The sequence below is a fragment of the Blautia sp. aa_0143 genome (assembly GCF_004167315.1).
Lineage (GTDB): Bacteria > Bacillota > Clostridia > Lachnospirales > Lachnospiraceae > Blautia_A > Blautia_A fusiformis.
Genome location: NZ_RCXU01000005.1, coordinates 37,684 through 57,726, shown reverse-complemented (window position 1 = coordinate 57,726; position 20,043 = coordinate 37,684). Strand labels below are relative to the sequence as shown.

19 protein-coding genes and 1 CRISPR repeat array are annotated in these 20,043 nt (G+C 42.8%); of the genes, 1 reads left to right on the top strand and 18 read right to left on the bottom strand.

Going from position 1 to position 20,043, the window contains the following annotated elements:
* Positions 1-31 precede the first annotated feature (31 nt).
* From truB to cas3, 17 genes are all read right to left on the bottom strand, one after another.
* Complete coding sequence (gene truB, locus EAI83_RS03455) at positions 32-922, bottom strand: tRNA pseudouridine(55) synthase TruB (RefSeq protein ID WP_412357322.1); 891 nt, start codon at positions 920-922, stop codon at positions 32-34.
* 7 nt (positions 923-929) lie between these two features.
* Positions 930-1,886 carry a DHH family phosphoesterase gene (locus EAI83_RS03450; RefSeq protein WP_022426620.1) on the bottom strand — a complete coding sequence of 319 codons (957 nt, stop codon included), beginning with the start codon at positions 1,884-1,886 and terminating at the stop codon, positions 930-932.
* A gap of 9 nt (positions 1,887-1,895) precedes the next feature.
* A complete protein-coding gene (gene rbfA, locus EAI83_RS03445) occupies positions 1,896-2,264 on the bottom strand; it encodes a 30S ribosome-binding factor RbfA (RefSeq protein WP_015525797.1) in 369 nt (122 codons plus the stop codon).
* A gap of 12 nt (positions 2,265-2,276) precedes the next feature.
* Positions 2,277-4,970, bottom strand: a complete 2,694-nt coding sequence (gene infB, locus EAI83_RS03440; protein ID WP_129974623.1) for a translation initiation factor IF-2 — start codon at positions 4,968-4,970, stop codon at positions 2,277-2,279.
* Positions 4,971-5,012: 42 nt separating this feature from the next.
* Positions 5,013-5,330: a L7Ae/L30e/S12e/Gadd45 family ribosomal protein gene (locus EAI83_RS03435; RefSeq protein WP_021650310.1), complete on the bottom strand. Its 318-nt coding sequence runs from the start codon at positions 5,328-5,330 to the stop codon at positions 5,013-5,015.
* Positions 5,317-5,595, bottom strand: a complete 279-nt coding sequence (gene rnpM / locus EAI83_RS03430) for an RNase P modulator RnpM (protein WP_015525795.1) — start codon at positions 5,593-5,595, stop codon at positions 5,317-5,319. Before rnpM ends, EAI83_RS03435 begins: the two co-directional genes overlap by 14 nt.
* Positions 5,595-6,788, bottom strand: a complete 1,194-nt coding sequence (gene nusA / locus EAI83_RS03425; RefSeq protein WP_059085213.1) for a transcription termination factor NusA — start codon at positions 6,786-6,788, stop codon at positions 5,595-5,597. The genes rnpM and nusA overlap by 1 nt, the downstream gene beginning before the upstream one ends.
* 41 nt (positions 6,789-6,829) lie before the next feature.
* Positions 6,830-7,294 carry a ribosome maturation factor RimP gene (gene rimP / locus EAI83_RS03420; protein WP_021650312.1) on the bottom strand — a complete coding sequence of 155 codons (465 nt, stop codon included), beginning with the start codon at positions 7,292-7,294 and terminating at the stop codon, positions 6,830-6,832.
* 216 nt (positions 7,295-7,510) lie between these two features.
* Positions 7,511-8,590: a CRISPR direct-repeat array (repeat unit 32 nt; unit sequence ATTTCAATCCACGTTCCCTCGTGGGGAACGAC).
* A 160-nt stretch (positions 8,591-8,750) separates the two neighbouring features.
* A complete protein-coding gene (gene cas2 / locus EAI83_RS03415) occupies positions 8,751-9,041 on the bottom strand; it encodes a CRISPR-associated endonuclease Cas2 (RefSeq protein ID WP_059085214.1) in 291 nt (96 codons plus the stop codon).
* 9 nt (positions 9,042-9,050) lie between these two features.
* Positions 9,051-10,082, bottom strand: a complete 1,032-nt coding sequence (gene cas1c, locus EAI83_RS03410) for a type I-C CRISPR-associated endonuclease Cas1c (protein WP_015525792.1) — start codon at positions 10,080-10,082, stop codon at positions 9,051-9,053.
* Positions 10,079-10,744, bottom strand: a complete 666-nt coding sequence (cas4, locus tag EAI83_RS03405; protein ID WP_059085215.1) for a CRISPR-associated protein Cas4 — start codon at positions 10,742-10,744, stop codon at positions 10,079-10,081. The genes cas1c and cas4 overlap by 4 nt, the downstream gene beginning before the upstream one ends.
* Positions 10,744-11,655 (bottom strand): type I-C CRISPR-associated protein Cas7/Csd2, encoded by a 912-nt coding sequence (gene cas7c, locus EAI83_RS03400; protein WP_059085216.1) that lies wholly within the window; start codon positions 11,653-11,655, stop codon positions 10,744-10,746. The genes cas4 and cas7c overlap by 1 nt, the downstream gene beginning before the upstream one ends.
* Complete coding sequence (gene cas8c / locus EAI83_RS03395) at positions 11,652-13,388, bottom strand: type I-C CRISPR-associated protein Cas8c/Csd1 (RefSeq protein WP_059085217.1); 1,737 nt, start codon at positions 13,386-13,388, stop codon at positions 11,652-11,654. The genes cas7c and cas8c overlap by 4 nt, the downstream gene beginning before the upstream one ends.
* Complete coding sequence (gene cas5c / locus EAI83_RS03390; protein ID WP_015525785.1) at positions 13,385-14,047, bottom strand: type I-C CRISPR-associated protein Cas5c; 663 nt, start codon at positions 14,045-14,047, stop codon at positions 13,385-13,387. The genes cas8c and cas5c overlap by 4 nt, the downstream gene beginning before the upstream one ends.
* Positions 14,048-14,066: 19 nt before the next feature.
* A complete protein-coding gene (locus tag EAI83_RS03385) occupies positions 14,067-14,507 on the bottom strand; it encodes a hypothetical protein (RefSeq protein WP_059085218.1) in 441 nt (146 codons plus the stop codon).
* A complete protein-coding gene (locus EAI83_RS03380) occupies positions 14,491-14,958 on the bottom strand; it encodes a DUF3990 domain-containing protein (RefSeq protein ID WP_015525783.1) in 468 nt (155 codons plus the stop codon). Before EAI83_RS03380 ends, EAI83_RS03385 begins: the two co-directional genes overlap by 17 nt.
* 331 nt (positions 14,959-15,289) lie before the next feature.
* Positions 15,290-17,425, bottom strand: a complete 2,136-nt coding sequence (cas3, locus tag EAI83_RS03375) for a CRISPR-associated helicase Cas3' (protein ID WP_129974636.1) — start codon at positions 17,423-17,425, stop codon at positions 15,290-15,292.
* 150 nt (positions 17,426-17,575) lie between these two features.
* Between cas3 and EAI83_RS17160 the strand changes: the two genes are divergently transcribed.
* Positions 17,576-17,716, top strand: a complete 141-nt coding sequence (locus EAI83_RS17160) for a hypothetical protein (protein WP_173733046.1) — start codon at positions 17,576-17,578, stop codon at positions 17,714-17,716.
* A 70-nt stretch (positions 17,717-17,786) separates the two neighbouring features.
* Here EAI83_RS17160 and EAI83_RS03370 read toward each other — a convergent pair whose 3' ends face one another.
* The gene (locus EAI83_RS03370) at positions 17,787-20,033 is read right to left on the bottom strand and encodes a DNA gyrase/topoisomerase IV subunit A (protein ID WP_129974622.1); all 2,247 of its coding nucleotides are present in this window, start codon (positions 20,031-20,033) and stop codon (positions 17,787-17,789) included.
* Positions 20,034-20,043: the final 10 nt, after the last annotated feature.

Genomic DNA, 20,043 nt, shown 5'->3' with positions numbered 1-20,043 from the left:
TTCTGCTGCTCCTGCAAGTTTTTATAAAATGTCATACAAAAAACATGCGGATGGGTACGTATTTCTGTTTTCTTTCATCCCAGCCGTATATTCCTGTGAAATTTCCGCTGCTTTTATACATCCGGACTTTTTCTTCCCTGCTGCCTCCCTGTACCAGTTCTTCCGGAAGCGGGTTTCCGTTATTGAGAAGTCTGTCTCCCTCCGGTGTACAGGTAAGGACCGGATACATGGAAAGTACATCCTCGATGGAAACAAGCTTTTCCCCGATGGTCCCATCGGCAACCGCCTCCTCCACCTGGGAAAGTGTCATGCTCTCTTCCAGAGTGAAATTTCCGGACCTGGTCCGAAGCAGCTCTTCCATGGCTCCGCCGCAGCCTAATTTTTCTCCGATGTCATTGCAAAGTGTACGGATATAGGTGCCCTTGCTACAGGTAACGCTTATGCGTACCAGCGGAAGCTCCATATCCAGTATCCTTATCTCATAAAAAACCACAGGGCGCGGCTTACGCTCTATGGTTTTTCCTTCTCTGGCCAGTTCGTAAAGCTTCTTTCCGTTTACCTTCAGAGCCGAATACATAGGAGGGATCTGCTGCTGTTCTCCCACAAAGGATCCCACTGCCTCACGGACTTCCTCTTCCGTGACGGTCACAGGTTTCTCAGAAAGAACAGCTCCGGTCATGTCCTGGGTATCTGTGGAAACTCCCAGCCTTAAAACCGCCTCATATGTTTTTTCTTTTTCTGTAAGAAGCTCCACCAGCCGGGTCCCCTTGCCCAGTGCAACAGGAAGTACTCCCTCTGCTGCCGGATCCAGAGTCCCGGTATGGCCGATCTTTTTCATGTGGAGAATCCCACGCAGCTTTGCAACAACATCATGAGAGGTATAACCTTTTTCCTTTCGGATCACAAGTATTCCGTCCATGATCTTATCTTTACTCCTCTGCAAGCTGTTTTTCAATTTCAGCGGTAAGGTTGTTGATCACATCGTACATGGAGCCCTGCATATCACAGCCGGCTGCACGCACATGTCCGCCGCCTCCGAAAAATACGGCAATCTTGCTTACATCCACCTTACCATTGGAACGGAGAGATACTTTAAAGAGTTGCGTCTGCATCTCATAGATAAAGATCGCAACCTCCACACCAGCAGTCAGACGGAGCTGGCTCACGATTCCCTCCAGATCCTTTCCTTCCACACTGTAGAAATCCATCTCCCGTTTTTTCAGATATCCGACCACACACTTACCGCCCTGAAGGAGAATACTCTCTGCCAGGACACGTCCCATGACCTGATTCTGAAGATATGTTTTCTGGTAAAAGGACTCATCGATGATCCTGCTGAAATCAAATCCTGTTTTCATCAGTTCTCCGGCGATCCTCATGGTTTCCGGTGTTGTGGAAGAATACTGGAACACGCCGGTATCATGTGCCATTCCGGTATAAATAGGAACCGCAATGGAACGATCGATCTTGTCTGAATCCAGAAGTCCGTAAAGAACTTCGCTGGCAGAGCTGATCTCGCCTCTTACATGATTGACATCCGCAAATCCGTTATTGCTCACATGATGATCAATGCAGGCTGTCTTTTTTGCTGCATCGAAATATTTCCGAGCAACAGCAAGCCTGTCCAGTGCGCTGACATCACAGGTGATAAAAAGATCATACACCTTATCTTCTTCTGCTTCTGTCTTAACCTCATCCATTCTGTCAATGTAATCAAATACAGGTTTCCGGTCTTCCAGATAAACATCTGCTTCTATATCAGGAAAATATTTCCGGATATAGAGATACAGAGCCATACAGGAACCAATGCAGTCCCCATCCGGACGGATGTGACCGCCAATGCCAACGGTTTTTACATTTTCCAGTATTTCTGAAATGTTTTTCATTTTTTCCACCTATTCCTCTGTTTCCATCCCACTCATTACGTCATTGATCTTCTTTGACATATTTACACCATATTCAATAGACTCATCCAGAACAAAACGGATCTCCGGTGTATTGCGGAGATTCAGTCTTCTGGCCAGTTCTCTCCGAACATAGCCCTCTGCATTCTTTAAGCCCCGGAGGGTGGAATCCTTGGCCTGTTTCTCGCCCAGCACACTGATGTAAGCTTTGCAGGTCTTAAGATCCGGTGCCACCTCAACAGCTGTCACAGAAGTCATCGGATGAATTCTGGGGTCCTTGATCTCGCTGTGTATGATGGTGCTGAGTTCTTTTTGAACTGCACCATTCACACGTGTATTTTTAATGCTGTTTTTTCTCATTACGAATCACTCCTATCTTGGTACCTCTACCATGATATATGCTTCGACTTTATCTTCTTCTTTGACATCATTAAAGTCATTAAATACAAGACCGCACTCATATCCGGCACGAACTTCCTTGACATCATCCTTAAATCTCTTCAGAGATGCAAGCTCACCCTCGAAGATCTGGTCCTCACCTCGTGTGATACGAACCTTACAGTTACGCTGGAATGTACCATCCAGCACATAGCTTCCTGCGATGGTTCCGACACCGGAGGCCTTGAACAGCTGACGAACCTCTGCGTGACCGATAACCTTCTCCTCGAATACAGGATCCAGCATACCCTTCATAGCTGCCTCTACATCCTCGATCGCCTGATAAATGACTTTATAAAGTCGAAGGTCAACGCCCTCCTGCTCAGCAAGCTGTTTTGCTGTAGTATCCGGACGTACATTAAAGCCGATGATGATCGCATTGGATGTTGCAGCAAGGCTGACATCAGACTCATTGATGGCACCTACACCACCATGGATCACCTTAACGATAACTTCCTCGTTGGAAAGCTTGGTAAGACTCTGTTTTACAGCCTCAACAGATCCCTGTACATCGGCCTTGACGATGATCGGAAGCTCCTTAAGATCGCTGGCCTGGATCTGGTCAAACAGGTTATCCAGAGAAAGCTTGCCTTTGGTCTCCTCGAGAAGACGGCTCTTGTTCTCTGTAACGAATGCGCCTGCAAAGTTCTTGGCTTCTTTATCGCTCTCAAAGGACATCAAGATCTCACCTGCATTAGGAACATCACCAAGTCCGAGGATCTCAACCGGAGTAGACGGACCTGCCTCTTTTACACGACGTCCCTTATCATCCATCATTGCACGTACCTTACCATTGCATGCACCTGCGGCAATAAAGTCTCCCACATGAAGAGTACCCTTCTGAACAAGGATGGTAGCAACCGGTCCTTTACCTTTATCAAGCTGAGCCTCAATAACAAGACCTCTTGCCTCACGGTTCGGATTGGCTTTGAGCTCGGAAACCTCAGCAGTAAGAAGAATCATCTCAAGAAGATTCTCAATTCCTTCTCCTGTATGTGCGGATACCGGAACAAAGATGGTGCTTCCGCCCCAGTCCTCAGGAATCAGTTCATACTCGGAAAGCTCCTGTTTTACACGCTCTACATTTGCACTTGGTTTATCGATCTTATTGATGGCAACGATGATCTCAACACCGGCTGCCTTTGCATGGCTGATCGCCTCTACTGTCTGCGGCATTACACCATCGTCTGCGGCAACGACCAGAACTGCGATATCTGTAGCGTTGGCACCACGCATACGCATAGCTGTGAACGCCTCATGTCCCGGTGTATCCAGGAATGTGATCTTCTGACCTTTGATATTTACCACGTAAGCACCGATGTGCTGTGTGATTCCGCCGGCCTCGCCTCTGGTTACGTTTGTATTACGGATGGCATCCAGAAGAGATGTTTTACCATGGTCAACGTGACCCATAACACAGACTACCGGAGGTCTCGGAACCATATCATCCTCATCCTCTTCGTCCTCTTTGAGGAGCTCTGCGATCACATCCACCTTTTCTTCCTTCTCAGCAATGATATCAAAGCCAAGTGCGATCTCCTCTGCCTTTTCAAAGTCGATCTCCTGGTTTACGGTTACCATGACACCTTCCATGAAAAGCTTCTTAACGATCACTGACGGCTGCATCTTCATTGCGTCCGCAAGCTCACGGATAGTAAGCTTCTCCGGAATGGTGATCTCCTTGATCTCCGGTTTCTTCTCTTCCTGCTTCGGCTGTGGATTCGGTTTCTGAAGTGCTTTCGGGATTCTGGAATTCGGTCTGCGTCCGCCCTGATTTGGTCTGCGTCCGCCCTGGGTACCTTTCTCGAATTCTTTCTTCTTGTTCTTATTCTCTCTGTCACGCTCACGCTTGCTGTCCTTGGATGTCTTGGTCAGCTCCGGAGTGAATACAGCATCTGAAGAGCCACCGCTTCTTCTCTGTCCCGGACGCTGTCCGCCGCCCTGGCCACCACGGTTTGCTCCGCTGAAACGGTTGTCTCCGCCTCTTCCGCCTTCGGAACGTCCGCCCTGGCCTCCCTGGCCACGGTTTGCTCCACCGCCGAAACGGTTTCCTCCGTCTCTTCTTCCTTCAAAGCTTCCGCCCTGACCTCCCTGGCCACGGTTTGCTCCACCGCCGAAACGGCTTCCGCCTCTTCCGTCATTCTGACGTGGGCCTCTGTTTCCCTCGCCCTGTCTTGCCGGACGTCCCTCACCATTCTGGGAACGGTTTCCGCCAAAACGATTTCCGCCGTCGCTTCTTCCCTCGAAGGTTCTTCCGTCACGATTTCCGTCTCTTCTTCCTTCCGGACGGTTGCCCTGCGGTCTTCCGCCCTGAGTACGATTCTGGCCACTCTGACCGTTTCTCTGCTCACCGGACTCACCGTTTCGTGTGTTTGCTCCTGCGCTTCTCTGACCGCCGTTCTGTGGACGTGCCGGTCCCTTTCTCTCGCCTGCTGCCGGTTTTCTTCTTCCTTTACCGCCATCGCTGGCATTCTGTGCATGAAATACACGGATGATATTTTTTTTCTTTTTCGGTGCTTCAGATTTGTTACCCTCTGTATTCACCGTTGTTGTCTTTTCTTCTGTTTTTGGAGTATCCAATTGTCTATATTGCTCCTTTCCCGATCTGTTGAATTTATCTTTTATCATTTCTATCGTCAAACCTCCTTACAGACGCCTGTATCATGCAGGTTATCTGCCAGATTCTTTTTCCAGCGCCTTCATGATCGCCTTTGCAAAATTTTCGTCCTGCACGGCAAGGCTGGCACGGAATTCTTTGCCCATTGCTCTGCCCAGGCTCTCTTTGTCTGAAAGGAAATATAACGGAACTTCATAATAGGTACACATATTCCGAAATTTCTTTTTTGTGTTTTCGGAGGCATCATCTGCCACCAGTGCCAGGAAACCTTTTCCTGTTTTTACGGATTTCTCTGTGGAAAATTCTCCGCTCACTGTTTTTCCTGCTTTTGTCGCAAGTCCGATGAGTGATAAAACCTTATTGTTTTTCAATTGATCCAAACTCCTTTTTGAGGTTCTGATACACTTCATCCGGAACTGCCATTTTCAAGGAACGCTCCAGGCCATGGTTTTTGATAGCCTTTTCCAGGCATTCCTCTGAGAAACAAAGGTATGCGCCGCGTCCGTTTTTCTTACCTGTAGCGTCCAGGATGATCTCATTCTCTGATGTCCTGAGAACTCGTATCATTTCCTTTTTGCTTTTCATTTCCCTGCAGCCGGTACACTGACGCATGGGAATCTTGGTTCTCGTTTTCATTATTCTTCGGCATCTCCATCTGCTGTTTCTTCAGCTTCTGTTTCTGTCTCTTCTGTATCTTCCTCTGCTTCTTCAAGCTCTTCGGAAACAGCCTCTTCTGTCATTTCTTCCTCTGCTTCCTCGTGTTCCTCATCGTAATCATCGTAGAAGTCACCGGACTCTCTTGCCTGTGTCTCGCTCTTGATGTCGATCTTGAAGCCTGTAAGTCTTGCAGCAAGACGTGCGTTCTGTCCTTCCTTACCGATAGCAAGGGAAAGCTGGTAATCCGGAACTACGACCAGTGCGGTCTTCTCATCCGGGTCAGCCATAACTGCGATAACCTTTGCAGGGCTTAATGCATTCTCGATAAGGATCGCCGGGTTCTCATCCCAGTTGATGATATCGATCTTCTCACCGTGAAGCTCGTTAACAACTGCACCTACACGTGCACCGTTCATACCAACGCATGCTCCCACAGCATCTACATCCGGATCGTTGCTCCATACAGCGATCTTGGTACGGGAGCCTGCCTCACGGGCAATGCTCTTGATCTCAACGGTACCGTCTCTTACCTCTGCAACCTCGGACTCGAAAAGTCTCTTTACAAGACCGGGATGTGTTCTGGAAACCAGGATACGCGGTCCCTTCGGTGTATCCTTAACTTCAAGAATGTAAACTTTTACTCTCTCAGTTGGCTGGAAGGTCTCACCCTTTACCTGTTCGTTCTCTGTAAGTACTGCGTCTGCCTTACCAAGGTTGATGCTGACATTTTTGCCCATTACTCTCTGAACAATACCGGTTACCACTTCTTTTTCGATTCCATAGTACTGATCGTAAAGAACTTTACGCTCTTCCTCACGGATTTTCTGAAGAATGACATTCTTTGCATTCTGGGTTGCGATACGTCCGAATTCCTTGGACTGGATCTCAACCTTCATAACATCACCGATCTCTGCGTTCGTGTTTGTTTTCTGTGCATCCACCAGAGAAATCTCCAGCGCCGGATCCTCCACATGCTCTACAACAGTTCTGTCAGCGTAAACACTGAAGTCACAGGTCTCCGGATCGATCATAACGTGAACGTTATCTGCCTTTCCGAAATGGTTCTTACATGCCTGGATCAGTGACTGCTCAATTGCCTCCAGCAGTGTATCCTTACTGATGTTTTTCTCTTTTTCGAGAACGTCCAGCGCATCTCTTAAATCTCTGCTCATTTTTCTTTTTTCCTCCTGAATTTTACAGATTCGATTCTCTTTTAGAATTCGATTGCGAGACGAATCAGGGCAATATCTTTTTTATCAAAGGTACGTTCTGTGCCGTCTTCATCGATTGTCACACTGTTACTATCATATGCATTTAAAATACCGCAGAATTCTTTCTGTTTCTCGATGGGCCGGTAGGTACGGATCTCCACCAGCTTGCCAAGGCTTCTCTTAAAGTCTTTTTCTTTTTTAAGAGGCCGGTCAAGTCCCGGAGAACTGATCTCCATAATGTAGCTGTCCTCGATGAAATCCTGCTCATCCAGTATATCGCTGAATGCACGGCTTACGTCCTCGCAGTCATTGACTGTGATTCCGCCCGGCTTGTCGATATAGCCTCTGAGATACCAGGTTCCGGCTTCCTTGACATACTCCACGTCTACCAGCTCAAAGCCCCTGGACTCCACGATTGGTGTAAGGATCGCCTCTGTCTTCTGTTCATATTCTTCCCGTCTGCTCATGCTTCCCACCTGCCTTTCCTATTTCTGCCTATTTCTGAACAAATTCCTTCTCAGCAAATAGGAGCGGGCTCTCGCCCACTCCTATGCCAACAAGTTCTTAGTTTCGTTCATTGTAACACCAATGTCTGTTAAATGCAAGTATTAATTGCGATTTCCGGTTTTTGTCCCCGCATAGGGAATGTCCCATGTACCACACCGTTTGATTTCCTCTTTGTTATTTCAATTCACGTTCCCACGTGGGGAACGACCCTTTCAATCTCCACGAATCTCTTTGCGTTGATATTTCAATCCACGTTCCCTCGTGGGGAACGACATCATCAACCAGGCTATCACTATCTTCTACACTCATTTCAATCCACGTTCCTGTGTGGGGAACGACGGCATATTACCAGAATGCAGCTAACTACTTTGCATTTCAATCCACGTTCCCGCGTAGGGAACGACGGCTGGAGCTACAGTGATCGCATATGTGATCGGGATTTCAATCCACATTCCTGCGTAGGGAACGACACGAAATGCGAAAAAAATTAAGGTCATATCCAGATTTCAATCCACGTTCCCTCGTGGGGAACGACGATAGCAAGCATCCCAGACATTGCTTCTTTTCCATTTCAATCCACGTTCCCTCGTGGGGAACGACCATGGAGAAACCTCTAAGTTATCCCAATCAGCAGATTTCAATCCACGTTCCCTCGTGGGAAACGACGAGGTCCTTATTTGATCTTCCTTTCCCCTTGCCGATTTCAATCCACGTTCCCTCGTGGGGAACGACATCTATGCTGGCTGGTTGCGGTAAAGCATATCCATTTCAATCCACGTTCCCTCGTGGGGAACGACTATATTCCAGTAGGAACCTATACCATTGTTGAGATTTCAATCCACGTTCCCTCGTGGGAAACGACGATTTTTACGAGGAGGCAGCCGCCTTGTATCTTATTTCAATCCACGTTCCCTCGTGGGGAACGACTTCCACCTCTCTGATTGCTTCCTCTGGATAGCAGACATTTCAATCCACGTTCCCTCGTGGGGAACGACTCCTGTCTTCAGATCTACTGAGAAGCTGTTTTTTATTTCAATCCACGTTCCCTCGTGGGGAACGACAAAGTATCATTCATAGTTTATTCGGTTGATGGAATTTCAATCCACGTTCCCTCGTGGGGAACGACGGCAGAGAGCTTGATCTGGCCACTGTGCATATTATTTCAATCCACGTTCCCTCGTGGGGAACGACATACAGTGATTGATACATACAAACGTTTCAAGGATTTCAATCCACGTTCCCTCGTGGGGAACGACGGCAAATTTTCACAAATATTCTTTGTTTTTTTATGCAATAAATATAATTTTTCTACTTTTTATTATCCCTTCTCTCTTTTCTTTAGTGTTATTCATGTTACTTTTCTGATTTTTGTAGTGCGAATCCTGCCGGCATTTTATGTGTACTTCTGATTCGCACCTACATAATTAAAGGTTGATCTACTGGAATTCCACGTTCTATACCTACATGTTCTATTTTAGTCTGATAATTATTTCCGAGGTAATAAAAACGTAAGCTATCTTTATTTTTGTCAATAATATCAGACAATATCCCCTTCAAAGCAACACTTTGAGCGCTATCCAAAATACACTCAAATACAGAATTTTGCACCCTTCTTCCATAATTTGTACATTGCTTCGCCACTTTACGCAAACGAGTTCTTCCTGCAGTTGTCTCTGTATTTACATCATAAGTAATCACTACCAACACTTTGTCACCTCATTTCCACAAAAACACTGGATAACTGTCCAAATCTCCTCTTAAATATCTTGCCAACAACATTGCCTGTACATAAGGAACCATTCCCCATTCCACCTTTTCTTTCAAGAACGGATGTGTGATGGTTTCCTTCTTTTTCTTCTGCCATTCTACCAACAGCTTTTTTCGCAGCTCATCATCCATCAGAACAGCTCCATTTTCTTTTTTGGTAAAATTCTTTCCATTTACAATCTTTTTGTTAACAAGCGATAATACAAAACGATCTGCCAATACAGCTCTTAATTCCTCTATCATATCCAAAGCCAGTGATACTCTACCTGGTCTTTCGGTATGAAGATATCCCACATAAGGATCCAGCCCCACACACTCCAGGGAAGAAGCAATCGTATTTGTCAACAACGTATATACAAAAGACAACATTGCATTCATATTATCTAACGGTGGTCTTTTATTTCTTCCTTGAAATGAAAAATCCTTTTTCTGTTGCAAAATCATTTCATCAAAAACTCCAAAATACACGCTGGCCGCTTCCCCTTCAAAACCTCTTAATTGTGCTTTTGATTCACATGTTTGAATTAATCCCAACGTATGTTTCAGCTTTTCTGATGCTATTTTTATTTTGTCCGCATCTACCTGCATACTATGATCTCTAACACAGCGTTCCAACACCCATCTTGCATTATACACCTTTCCAAGTATACAGTTTTTTGCAATTTCCAGGCTGATTGCTGAATCCAAACTGCTTGCATACTGCTGTTCTCGCAAAAGCACATTTCCTCTTGTCTTTCCGGTTATCCTCGCAAGAAATTTTCCCTGGGGCGTCATAAAACAAAGAGAGATATTTTTTTCTGCACAAGATCCCATCAATGCCGGACTGACGCCCCTGTATCCAAAGGAAACTATCCCTTCCAGATTATGTAATGGAAGTCTTCCTTTTTCTTTATCCTCTTCAAAAACAACTATATTTTCTCCATCTAAACCCAAATAGCTGTTTTCAGAAGTTACATACAACGTATTCAAAAGTTTTTTCATGTCTCTTCCTCCTTCAGCATCTGGTCTATATAATGTTTCACAGAAACTTGTTTGTTTAATTTGGGCAGACAAAGTTCCTTTAATGAACAGGAATTACACATTTTACCTGTTTTTACCTTCGGAGTATAACCTCTATTGTAATACTGATGCATCTCTTCAAATATATCTTTGACTGCATTTCTCAGATCCTCTGTAATTTCCACAACTTCTCTTCGTCTTGTTTCTCCATAAAAAAGAGCTGCTTCAGGTATTGTTGCAGAAAACATTTCTTCGAGACATAAAACCTGTGCCACAAGCTGCAATCTATCGGCATCTGTTGATTTTTCTTTTCCTTTTTTGTATTCTACCGGATAAACAGAATACATTCCCCGATGTCCATGAAGCCGTATTCCATCTTCACATTTATGAAATTCTACAAGATCACACTCTCCACTCACTCCCATAATTCTTGAAGAAACCGGCAAAGCTCTTACCAAAATAGTATCTTTTCTTTTTTCCGTCAAATATGGATCATGTACCTTCTGGTGCATCAGTTTTCCAACAGCTGTATGAACATTTTCTGCCCACTGCTGCTCAACATGGATCAATGCCCACTGTCTTCTGCAAAATTTAAAATGCTGTATACCTGATATCATCAAATAATCATCTTCTGTATACTCCATCAAATCATCCTTTTTACTTCAACAGATTCCGGTATTTTATCATTATGAATTTCAACTGTATAATCCTGATATCTTCTCGGATATTCTACATTTTCTTTTCGTGTTACTTCAACTGCATCAAACAATTTATATGCCGGACAATCTCCCAATTCTTTACTGTGCTTAAACACGATCAGTTCACGTACTGACATTTTTCCACGGGCTGCTGAATGGTCATTTTCAAACATATTTATGATCGCATCCCACAGAAGTTCCAGATCTTCTTCTGTAAATCCTGTTGTTTTTCGTGCAAGATTTGCAGATATAAAGCCCTCTGCGCGATACAATGCATATGGCACAATACTCTTTCTTCCCATTTCGGTACTTTTATTTTCGGCATCTTTTTCTGTTGTGATTGCCACACGGGTAATGGTAACTTCCTGACTGATCACTGGGTCGATACTTCTGGCAAATCCAAGCTGAACTGGGCCACGCACCTGTCCGCAGTTTAAAGAAGCTTTTACAAAAGTAGTCATTACTGCCCCAAAAGTTCTGATATCATAATAATTTTCACACATGTAATCCCGCAATTTTGAATCCACACCCGGATCACTTTTTTTCAGTTTTTTTAATGCTTCCGTTACTTTCTTATCATCTGTTTCTTTGATTCCAACATTTTCACATGCCGTTCGGTCACTTCGATTCAACGGAACATCTTCTTTAATATAAATTTTGTAACCCTGTGCATCCTCTTTTACTGTTTCCACATAATTTCTTATTTTTCTTTTCAGGCAGACATCCGTAACAAGCCCTAAGCCGCTTTCCGGATCTATTCTTGGCATATTTCCTGCATCCGGATCTCCATTTGGATTACCATTTTCCACATCAAATAAAACTACAAACTCATATCTGTTTTTAATAACTTCGCTCATCTATTTTCCCTCCCGTTTTCCCAAATACTTTCCTGTTTCTGGTGGTAATACCCCAAAATAAATTTTCCTTGTTCCTCCAATGGCAAACGTTTTGGATAAGCTTCTAGCTTACTCACCAATTCGCCCAAAAGATCTTCATATTTTCTTTTCAAATACCCTTTATCTCTTTCTATTTTTTTTATATGACTATTCTTTAATTTAAACAATACTGGAAATACTGATGCCGGTGTTGCACATGCTGAATTAAAATACCGATCTCGAATTGTTGATTTTATTCCAGGATTTGCCTCTGTCTGAATCGACTCCAACACAGAAAATAATCTTCCCAATACATATGCTACATCATTAGATTCTTCATTTAATCCCATACAGATCTCTCCTTCCGTATTTTTATAATTTTTTATCAGAAATGCCTTAACAATAGAAACTCTTCCCCATGTTACACATCCCTGCTCAGCCCGTATTCTTATTAATGTATCTGTATACAAACTTGCCGGATACCTGGAATTTTGTAAAATAGCTGAAAACGCCATAGCGGCCATATTGGAGATTGTTTTTTTATCCCGTGAATTCATATTCACTGTTTCTTTTAACATATCTTCAATTCCAAGATATTCCCGCTCTTCCCATTTAGGTTTTATCATCTGCATTCGTTCATAATGACATGCCAGATTTTTCGTAATATTTCCAAATGAACTCTGATAAAAAAATCTTACAGATAACCTGGCAGCATTTGGTGCCAGACATAAAATATAAAACTTCTGAGATGGATTTAATTCAATGTCATCAATTATGATCTGTTCATCTTTTCTGAGTTTTTCAAAAAATCCATGTACCTCACTTTGATTATCTTTTACCGGATTTAACAATGCTAAAAGCGCATCCTGATATTCCGTCTTTGCCTCCTCTGCCCAATATACAATAATAGAATCTCCCAGCGGAAACGTATATTTCTTTTGTGCCAGCAAATAATTCAACGCACTTGTGTAAGCAAACTCTGCATATTTTCCGACCGGTGCATTATAGCTCTGTTCTTTTCCATAAGATTCAAATGATGGTGCATTAAAAGAAACCAAAGCTGCACCACTGGACTGTGCTCCCGGCACCCCTTTTATATTCCTGTGAATTCTTGAAATTTCAGTTTTTTCTCCTGTTACCAGACAAATTCCACTTATATCTGTTTCCGACTGTTTACTTTCTACATTCCATATTTGCTCTATTTCCTTGTCATCCTGGGCATATTTTTTATCCATACAGAATATAAGATTTCCACCATCCGTGATCTCCTCCCAGTTTTCTAAAACAGCAGCATTTTCTTTTGCTTTTTCCGGATTCCATTTATAAAAAAAAGCACATATAGCCTGTGCCATTTCTCCGGAAGTATTTTTCAACAACTTCAGATGCTTCTCCTTTGCCGCTTCAAAGCATTCTGTAATTCTTTTTCCTGTACCACTCTTATCAATTCCAAGCATATATTTCGAATTATCACATAAAAAATTCGCCGCAACTCCGGATGATCGCGTGAGCATTGCCGGAACTTTCATTGTTTGTGAAATCCAAATCTGTTTCTTCCCTGCCTGTCTCTCCTCCTTCAGCCATAAGATATTCTTTATATCCCCGTCTGTAGACAAATTGATTCCATAAGAAACTTTTGCCTGACACCACCCCTGTTTGGGTAATTTTTCTTGTCTTTCCAAATCTTCATAATATTTCACCAATGCCTGCAGTATCATCGAACCACCTCGCAGTTTCGCACATCTATTACTCCCTGTTTCATGATTGCTCTAAAAAACATGGGGCTAAGATTCTCTTCATCCGAATAATCAATATCATATAGCATAAATCCAAAATCTTTTTCCTCTACATCGTCATATGCAGTATGAATTTCCTCTTCATTACACAACTCAAAATTTGCAGGAAATTCCCGACACCCAAAATAAGGCATACTGTAACATGCGCCTCTTTTCAATCTCCTCATAATAATATCCTTGAATTTCCCTGGATTATCCGTTTCATTTGCTTTCTCCGTCATTTCAAAATGAGCTTCAATAACATACTCTACATCACTTAACAACAAAGACGCTCTCTGTACAATTTCCTCTTTACTGCTTAAATATAGGGGTTTCATTCCTCCATTATAGGCTTCAAGCACTTTACTTGCAGATACCTTACTCTTCACTTCATTTCTTCTTACACTGGTAAATTTAACCGGTTTCTTCACATAAATCTTATCTATACACCATTTCATGCCCGGATGCCAGTAAATTGCTTCCAAAATTCCTCTGGCAGCCGACGGTGTTATTACATCATAAGAACACCGTTCTACTTTCATCTCTGGTCTTGAAAATAATGCATAATCCCCCCACACTCTGACCTTTACTCCCATTCCCATAGGCACTTTCCCTCTTTTCTCATATTATTTCACCAGCTTTATAACATGCTGCTATATAATCTCGTGATTGATAATAAAAATCTGTATTATAGTCCGAAATATGTGCATCAATCCAGGAATGATAAATTTCCCATATTCCCTTTTCAAGTTCTGTATCATCGTATATGTCTTCTATTAATCTCTCATATACTTCTCCAATATCCCAGTAATCCGGAATTGCATACCTGCATATTGATACATTGTCAAATTCGCCCTCCGGAATATCACATTGCTCTGTAAATTCTGCCGCAACTTTTTCTATTGGCTCACAGTGAAAGACATCCGCATAGTTATATATTCGCTTTATATTTTCCATTCCAAGATAATCCGTAACTTTCCACCGACGTTGTTTTTGAGTTCGTCCTATGTACTCGATCAAACTACAGGTAAAAAACAAAGCATTATTATTTTTTCTCGCCATAAACAACCTCACTTCCTACAAATTTCAATGTATCCAGTGCTGAAATTGTATGAAAACTGATTTGATGCGTTGGATACTTGAATTTTACCAATTCCCAGAAAGCAGCTCTTGAAATCTTTCCATCCAGATAATTTTGCAGATAATTGTAGATTGTATCATCTGCCATTGGTCCTTCCACAATATCATACTGATGTGCCTGTCCCTTTCGACAGGAAATAATAAAATCCAGCCATTCTTCCGTCATTTTATCGAATTTAAGAATATTTAATCTCTGATTTTCTGTATACTCATACTTGTTAATATATCCTTTTTTACCATATCTTATAGCCCATCGTTCTGCCTGCTTTTCAATATTTGTACAATAAAAACCAAAATAAAAATCTTTGTTAAATCTGGCTTTTCTGATTTCCGGATATTCCACTACCTCTTTGCTCCCATGATATAGAATCATATGCAGCTCCTTTTTTCTGTAAATTCTTTTTATTTTTAATAATTTTCTTTTATTTTTTCTCGTCATCTTAAATATACTACACTCATCCAAAATATACAATACTTGCCCCTAAATTATTTACATTTAAATTTATTGAATTCTTTTTATTTATATATTATATTTATAGTATGTCAGAAAACATTTTAATGCCTATGAAGGCAGGCGACTTGCTTGATTCGATTAAAATGGTTCCTGTGGATTGAAATAATAATTTTAAATGTAACCGTGTAGAATTAGAACAGGGAGATTAAGGTTTTTCCACCTTAATCTCCCTGCTCTAATCTACATATTTTCACAACCAAACTGCCATGCCACAGTCAACCTCAAGATTCAGTCCTGTCTCCTCTGAATATTGTTCTAAATCTGTCAGTTCATAGAAATCCTTTATATCTTCCGAAACCAGCTTCAGCATCCCCGCATCATTATATTTCTCAAATTCCTGTTTATACAAATTCACACAATATTGTACAGCCCGTCTCATTCCGGATTTTGTAAAACCTTTATTTTTCAGATCCTGTATCACTTCCTGAGCATCTTCTTCCTGATTTACAAAAACGGTTACCGTGTTTTCATCTATCAGTTTAAACTCTCTTTCCACTGTAGCAAAATGATGCCATCCCCCATTAAACTCTTCGCAGATTTTCTTTTTATCCAAACTTTCACCTCGCATATGATAAAGCATTTCAAAGTATCTTGTTACAGTCTGCATATCTTCAATTTTACATTCATTCGCAAGCAGCGCTTTCGAAACATCCATCTGCTGTCTCTGCCCTGGAACTTTTTCAGCATCATCAAACTGAAAAATCACCACTTTGCTTTCTTCTATCGTCCGTTTTCCCTCACGATTACACCTTCCTGCCGCCTGAATGATAGAATCTATTCCTGAAAGCTGTCTGTATACTGTATAAAAATCAAGATCTACTCCTGCCTCTACCAGACTTGTTGAAATTACAATGCACTTTTTCCCTTCTCTCAATCGTTCTTTTATCTGCTTTAACATACGCTTTCTATGTTTTGGATACATGCTCGTAGATAAATGATAAACGCCATCTTCTCTCATAGCATTATAAATTTTTTGAGCTTTCTTTTTTGTATTCACAATGCATAATGCCTGTGTTTCTCTTAACAGACATTCTTCCACGTCTTCTTCTGACAATTTTCCATCGTTTTCAAAGTGAACTCTTTTAAAAAACTCAAACTGTTCCTCTGTCCTTGGACAAAGCTCAGTAATCTGCTTTATATTGCAAAAAAAAGCATCCAATGCCGGTTGTGTAGCTGTACATAATACTGCACTCACCTTATAATTTATCACCAGTTCTTCAATTGCTGTCAGACAGGGTTTCAAATAGTCATTTGGCAACATCTGTGCTTCATCAAATATGATCACACTATTTGCCATATTATGTAATTTTCTGCATTTTGAAGATTTATTTGAAAACAAGGATTCAAAAAATTGTACATTCGTTGTAACTACTACTGGTTTATCCCAGTTTTCAGAAGCAAGCTGCATAGGTTTCAGTTCTTCTGCTTCCTCATAATCTATGTTGCAATGATTTTCCAGAACATTTTCATCTCCTAATATCCTTCGAAAAACTGCTGCATTTTGTTCGATAATACTGGTATAAGGTATCACATAAATAATACGTTTCATGTGATGCTTAACTGCATGCCTTAATGCAAATGCAAGCGATGCAACCGTTTTACCTCCACCAGTCGGAACCGTCAGCCGAAAAAGGCCTTTTTCTCTCTCTCCGTTTTCCAGGCAAGCTTTTAAAATCTCTGTTCTTCTGCCATTTACACTTTCTATTTCTGTATTTTTCAGCCACTCTGTTATATATTTTTCCAATTTATCCAGAAGCACCTGTATCTCTTGCCCCTGCTGTCGTCCCGATCTTTCTTCTGTCATAAATTCTTCTGTATCAAGAAAATCGGCATCGACAAGACAAGAATACATCATTCTCGTAAACATACTTAAAGAAAAATTTAAATCCTTCGTTTTCTCTACATTAACTGGTGATGTTTTTAACTCTGGAATCTTCACTTCTTTTTTGTATGCATAAAAATCTTCTATTTTCTTCTTTCTTCTTCCAAGTGTAGTAGATGAATTTCCTGTATCTGTGCTGACGCCATAATCGGATAAGCCAGCATGATGTCCCGCAATACACATCTCCAAAAACGGATACATCCCACCCAATTCCATGCAAACTCTTGCTCCTGCTGTTGCATGATCCACTTTTATTTCTTCTCCACGAATCCGACGTTGAAATTTATCGCTATATTTTCCGATATCATGCAGCATTCCACAGCAATATCCCCAATCTCCTTTTTCAAAAACTTCTGCAAAATCTTTTGCTTTTTCTGCCGTTCCCTGCAAATGCTCTAATATACTTTGTTCACGTTCACCATCACAATGTGCAATATAATTCATCTTCTTCTCTTCCATTTACAACACCGTACCCTCACTACAAGTTATATATTATACTGCTTTAGTTCATCTATATCAATGTATCCAAAGCGCCATCTCTTATGATAATCTCCCATTCTCCATCTCATACACCACATTCATAGTGGAGACTCTGTGGGATACCAGGACTACAGTGCGGCGGGTGGTGTCTTCTTTCAGGGACTTGAGGATGGTGGCTTCGTAGAGCTGACCTTTGTCTACGTATTTCAGGGAGGAGAGCCTTCCCCTCATATCTGCCCGTCAAACCGGGAATGAGCGTGCATCTCACGAATGGTCAGTTCCAGCCAGATCACCGTAAGCTGTGAGGTAGATGGCGGGGTGGTGATCAGATTCTCGGCTTCACACCTTTGGTGTCTCGCTTGGCGAGTTTGACTTTGTTAAGTACATATGGTTTGTCGTGGTAGGTAATGGCATACTCCTGCCTGCTTTCCAAAAGATACGCATGGTGGATCCGGTCTTCGCCGGTAAGCTTCATGCCGCGGACACCCATAGCGTTTTTCTTAGTGACGGAGATCTCGGTTTTCATGATACGGAGAAAGTAACCCTTTTCAGACTGGAACACAACCTGGTCCATCTCGTCGGCTGCTCCTACGAATACAAGGCGGTCATCCTCTGCAAGCTTGGTGGAAACAATGGTACGCTTGGAAGCACGGAACTCTTCTCCTTTTACCAGCTTGCACATGCCGTTCTCTGTAACAAAGAGTACCGTGGAGGCTGCCACCTGGCTCAGCGGTGCCACATAAAGGATCTGCTCGGAAGTACTGTCATAATTACCCAGATTATCTGCCGGAACACCTTTATCACGGAAACGTACCAGCGGGATATCCTCTGCCTTCACTGTGTGGAGCTTGCCGGTATCTGTAAAGATACAGATCTTGTCCGTATTCATGCAGGTAAAGACATAGCGGCTCTCTGCATGAGCGGCATCCTTATTACGCTCGTAGGCATTCTTGTCAATGAGACGCATATATCCGAAACGATCCATCAGGAAGCAGACTTCGGTCTCTTCCATCTTCTTCTCCTCATAAACAGCTTCCTCTGCGTTTTCAATGGAAGTCTTACGCTTACTGCCGTATTCCTTCTTGATCTGATCCAGTTCACCCATGATCACTGCTGCCATGGAGTCATAATTATTCAGGATATCCTCATAAGCAGCAATGTTCTTCATGGTTTCCTCATGCTCCTTCATCAGAGCATCGATCTCCAGACCGATCAGCTTGTAAAGACGCATGTCCAGGATAGCTGCGGCCTGTTTTTCTGTGAATTTCAAGGATTTTGCCGCTTTTTCGGATGTCTTGGTCTTGAATTTAATCCCTTCTGTGATACCGTCGGTCAGACATTTCTTTACCTGGTCACGGCTCTTGCTGCCACGGAGGATCTCGATGATCAGATCAATGACATCGCAGGCTTTGATAAGGCCTTCCTGGATCTCCCGTTTCTCCTGTTCCTTGGCAAGAAGGGTTGTATATTTTCTGGAATTTACTTCAAATACAAAGTCCACATGGTGAGCAATGATCTGCTTCAGTCCCAGTGTTTCCGGTCTTCCGTCTGCAACTGCCAGCATGTTGACACCGAAGGTATCCTCCAGTCGGGTCTTCTTATAGAGCATGTTGGTAAGGTTCTCCACGTCTGCATCGCGCTTCAGTTCCAGAACGATACGGATTCCCTCTTTGGAAGACTGGTTGGAAATATCCACGATATCTGTGGTCTTCTTGGTCTCTACCAGGGTTGCGATATCATTAAGGAATTTTCCGATGTTTGCACCGATCATGGTGTAAGGAATCTCTGTGATCACCAGCTGCTGGCGACCGCCCTTCAGCTTCTCTATTTCCACCCGTCCACGGATACGGAGCTTGCCTGTTCCGGATTCATAGATCTTTACAAGGTCGTCCTTATTTACTACGATACCACCTGTCGGAAAATCCGGGCCCTTGAGATAACGCATCAGCCCACGGGTGCTGATATCATTATTCTTCATGTATGCCTTCACAGCATCCACCACTTCGCCCAGGTTATGCGGCGGGATGCTGGTAGCCATACCAACGGCTATTCCATCTGCTCCGTTTACAAGGAGGTTTGGAATACGCACCGGAAGTACTACCGGCTCCTTCTCTGTTTCATCAAAGTTCGGCATAAAGTCCACAACGTTCTTATCAAGATCTTCCAGAAAAACCTCCTGGGTCAGCTTCTCCAGGCGGGCCTCTGTGTATCGCATGGCTGCGGCTCCGTCGCCTTCAATGGAACCAAAGTTTCCATGTCCGTCCACCAGTGTACGACCCTTTTTAAATTCCTGCGCCATGACTACAAGCGCATCATAAATGGAGCTGTCACCGTGGGGATGATATTTACCCATAGTATCTCCTACGATACGGGCACATTTACGGTACGGGCGGTCGTAACGGATGCCCAACTCATACATATCGTAAAGGGTACGGCGCTGTACCGGCTTCAGTCCGTCACGTACATCCGGCAGTGCTCTGGAAATAATAACGCTCATGGCGTAATCGATATATGATTTCTGCATGATCTCCGCATAATCGGTGCGGATGATATTGTCCTGTTTCGTATTCATAGTTTATTCT

Coding starts and splice junctions, on each gene's coding strand:
- cas7c (WP_059085216.1), bottom strand. CDS start 11,655: ATGAGCGAAGTTATTAAAAACAGATATGAGTTTGTAGTTTTATTTGAT.
- rnpM (WP_015525795.1), bottom strand. CDS start 5,595: ATGAAAACGAGAACCAAGATTCCCATGCGTCAGTGTACCGGCTGCAGG.
- cas8c (WP_059085217.1), bottom strand. CDS start 13,388: ATGATACTGCAGGCATTGGTGAAATATTATGAAGATTTGGAAAGACAA.
- EAI83_RS03450 (WP_022426620.1), bottom strand. CDS start 1,886: ATGAAAAACATTTCAGAAATACTGGAAAATGTAAAAACCGTTGGCATT.
- nusA (WP_059085213.1), bottom strand. CDS start 6,788: ATGAGCAGAGATTTAAGAGATGCGCTGGACGTTCTCGAAAAAGAGAAA.
- cas1c (WP_015525792.1), bottom strand. CDS start 10,082: ATGAAAAAACTTTTGAATACGTTGTATGTAACTTCTGAAAACAGCTAT.
- EAI83_RS03370 (WP_129974622.1), bottom strand. CDS start 20,033: ATGAATACGAAACAGGACAATATCATCCGCACCGATTATGCGGAGATC.
- rbfA (WP_015525797.1), bottom strand. CDS start 2,264: ATGAGAAAAAACAGCATTAAAAATACACGTGTGAATGGTGCAGTTCAA.
- cas3 (WP_129974636.1), bottom strand. CDS start 17,425: ATGAATTATATTGCACATTGTGATGGTGAACGTGAACAAAGTATATTA.
- EAI83_RS03380 (WP_015525783.1), bottom strand. CDS start 14,958: ATGATTCTATATCATGGGAGCAAAGAGGTAGTGGAATATCCGGAAATC.
- cas5c (WP_015525785.1), bottom strand. CDS start 14,047: ATGGGAATGGGAGTAAAGGTCAGAGTGTGGGGGGATTATGCATTATTT.
- cas4 (WP_059085215.1), bottom strand. CDS start 10,744: ATGGAGTATACAGAAGATGATTATTTGATGATATCAGGTATACAGCAT.
- rimP (WP_021650312.1), bottom strand. CDS start 7,294: ATGAGCAGACGGGAAGAATATGAACAGAAGACAGAGGCGATCCTTACA.
- infB (WP_129974623.1), bottom strand. CDS start 4,970: ATGATAAAAGATAAATTCAACAGATCGGGAAAGGAGCAATATAGACAA.
- EAI83_RS03385 (WP_059085218.1), bottom strand. CDS start 14,507: ATGGCGAGAAAAAATAATAATGCTTTGTTTTTTACCTGTAGTTTGATC.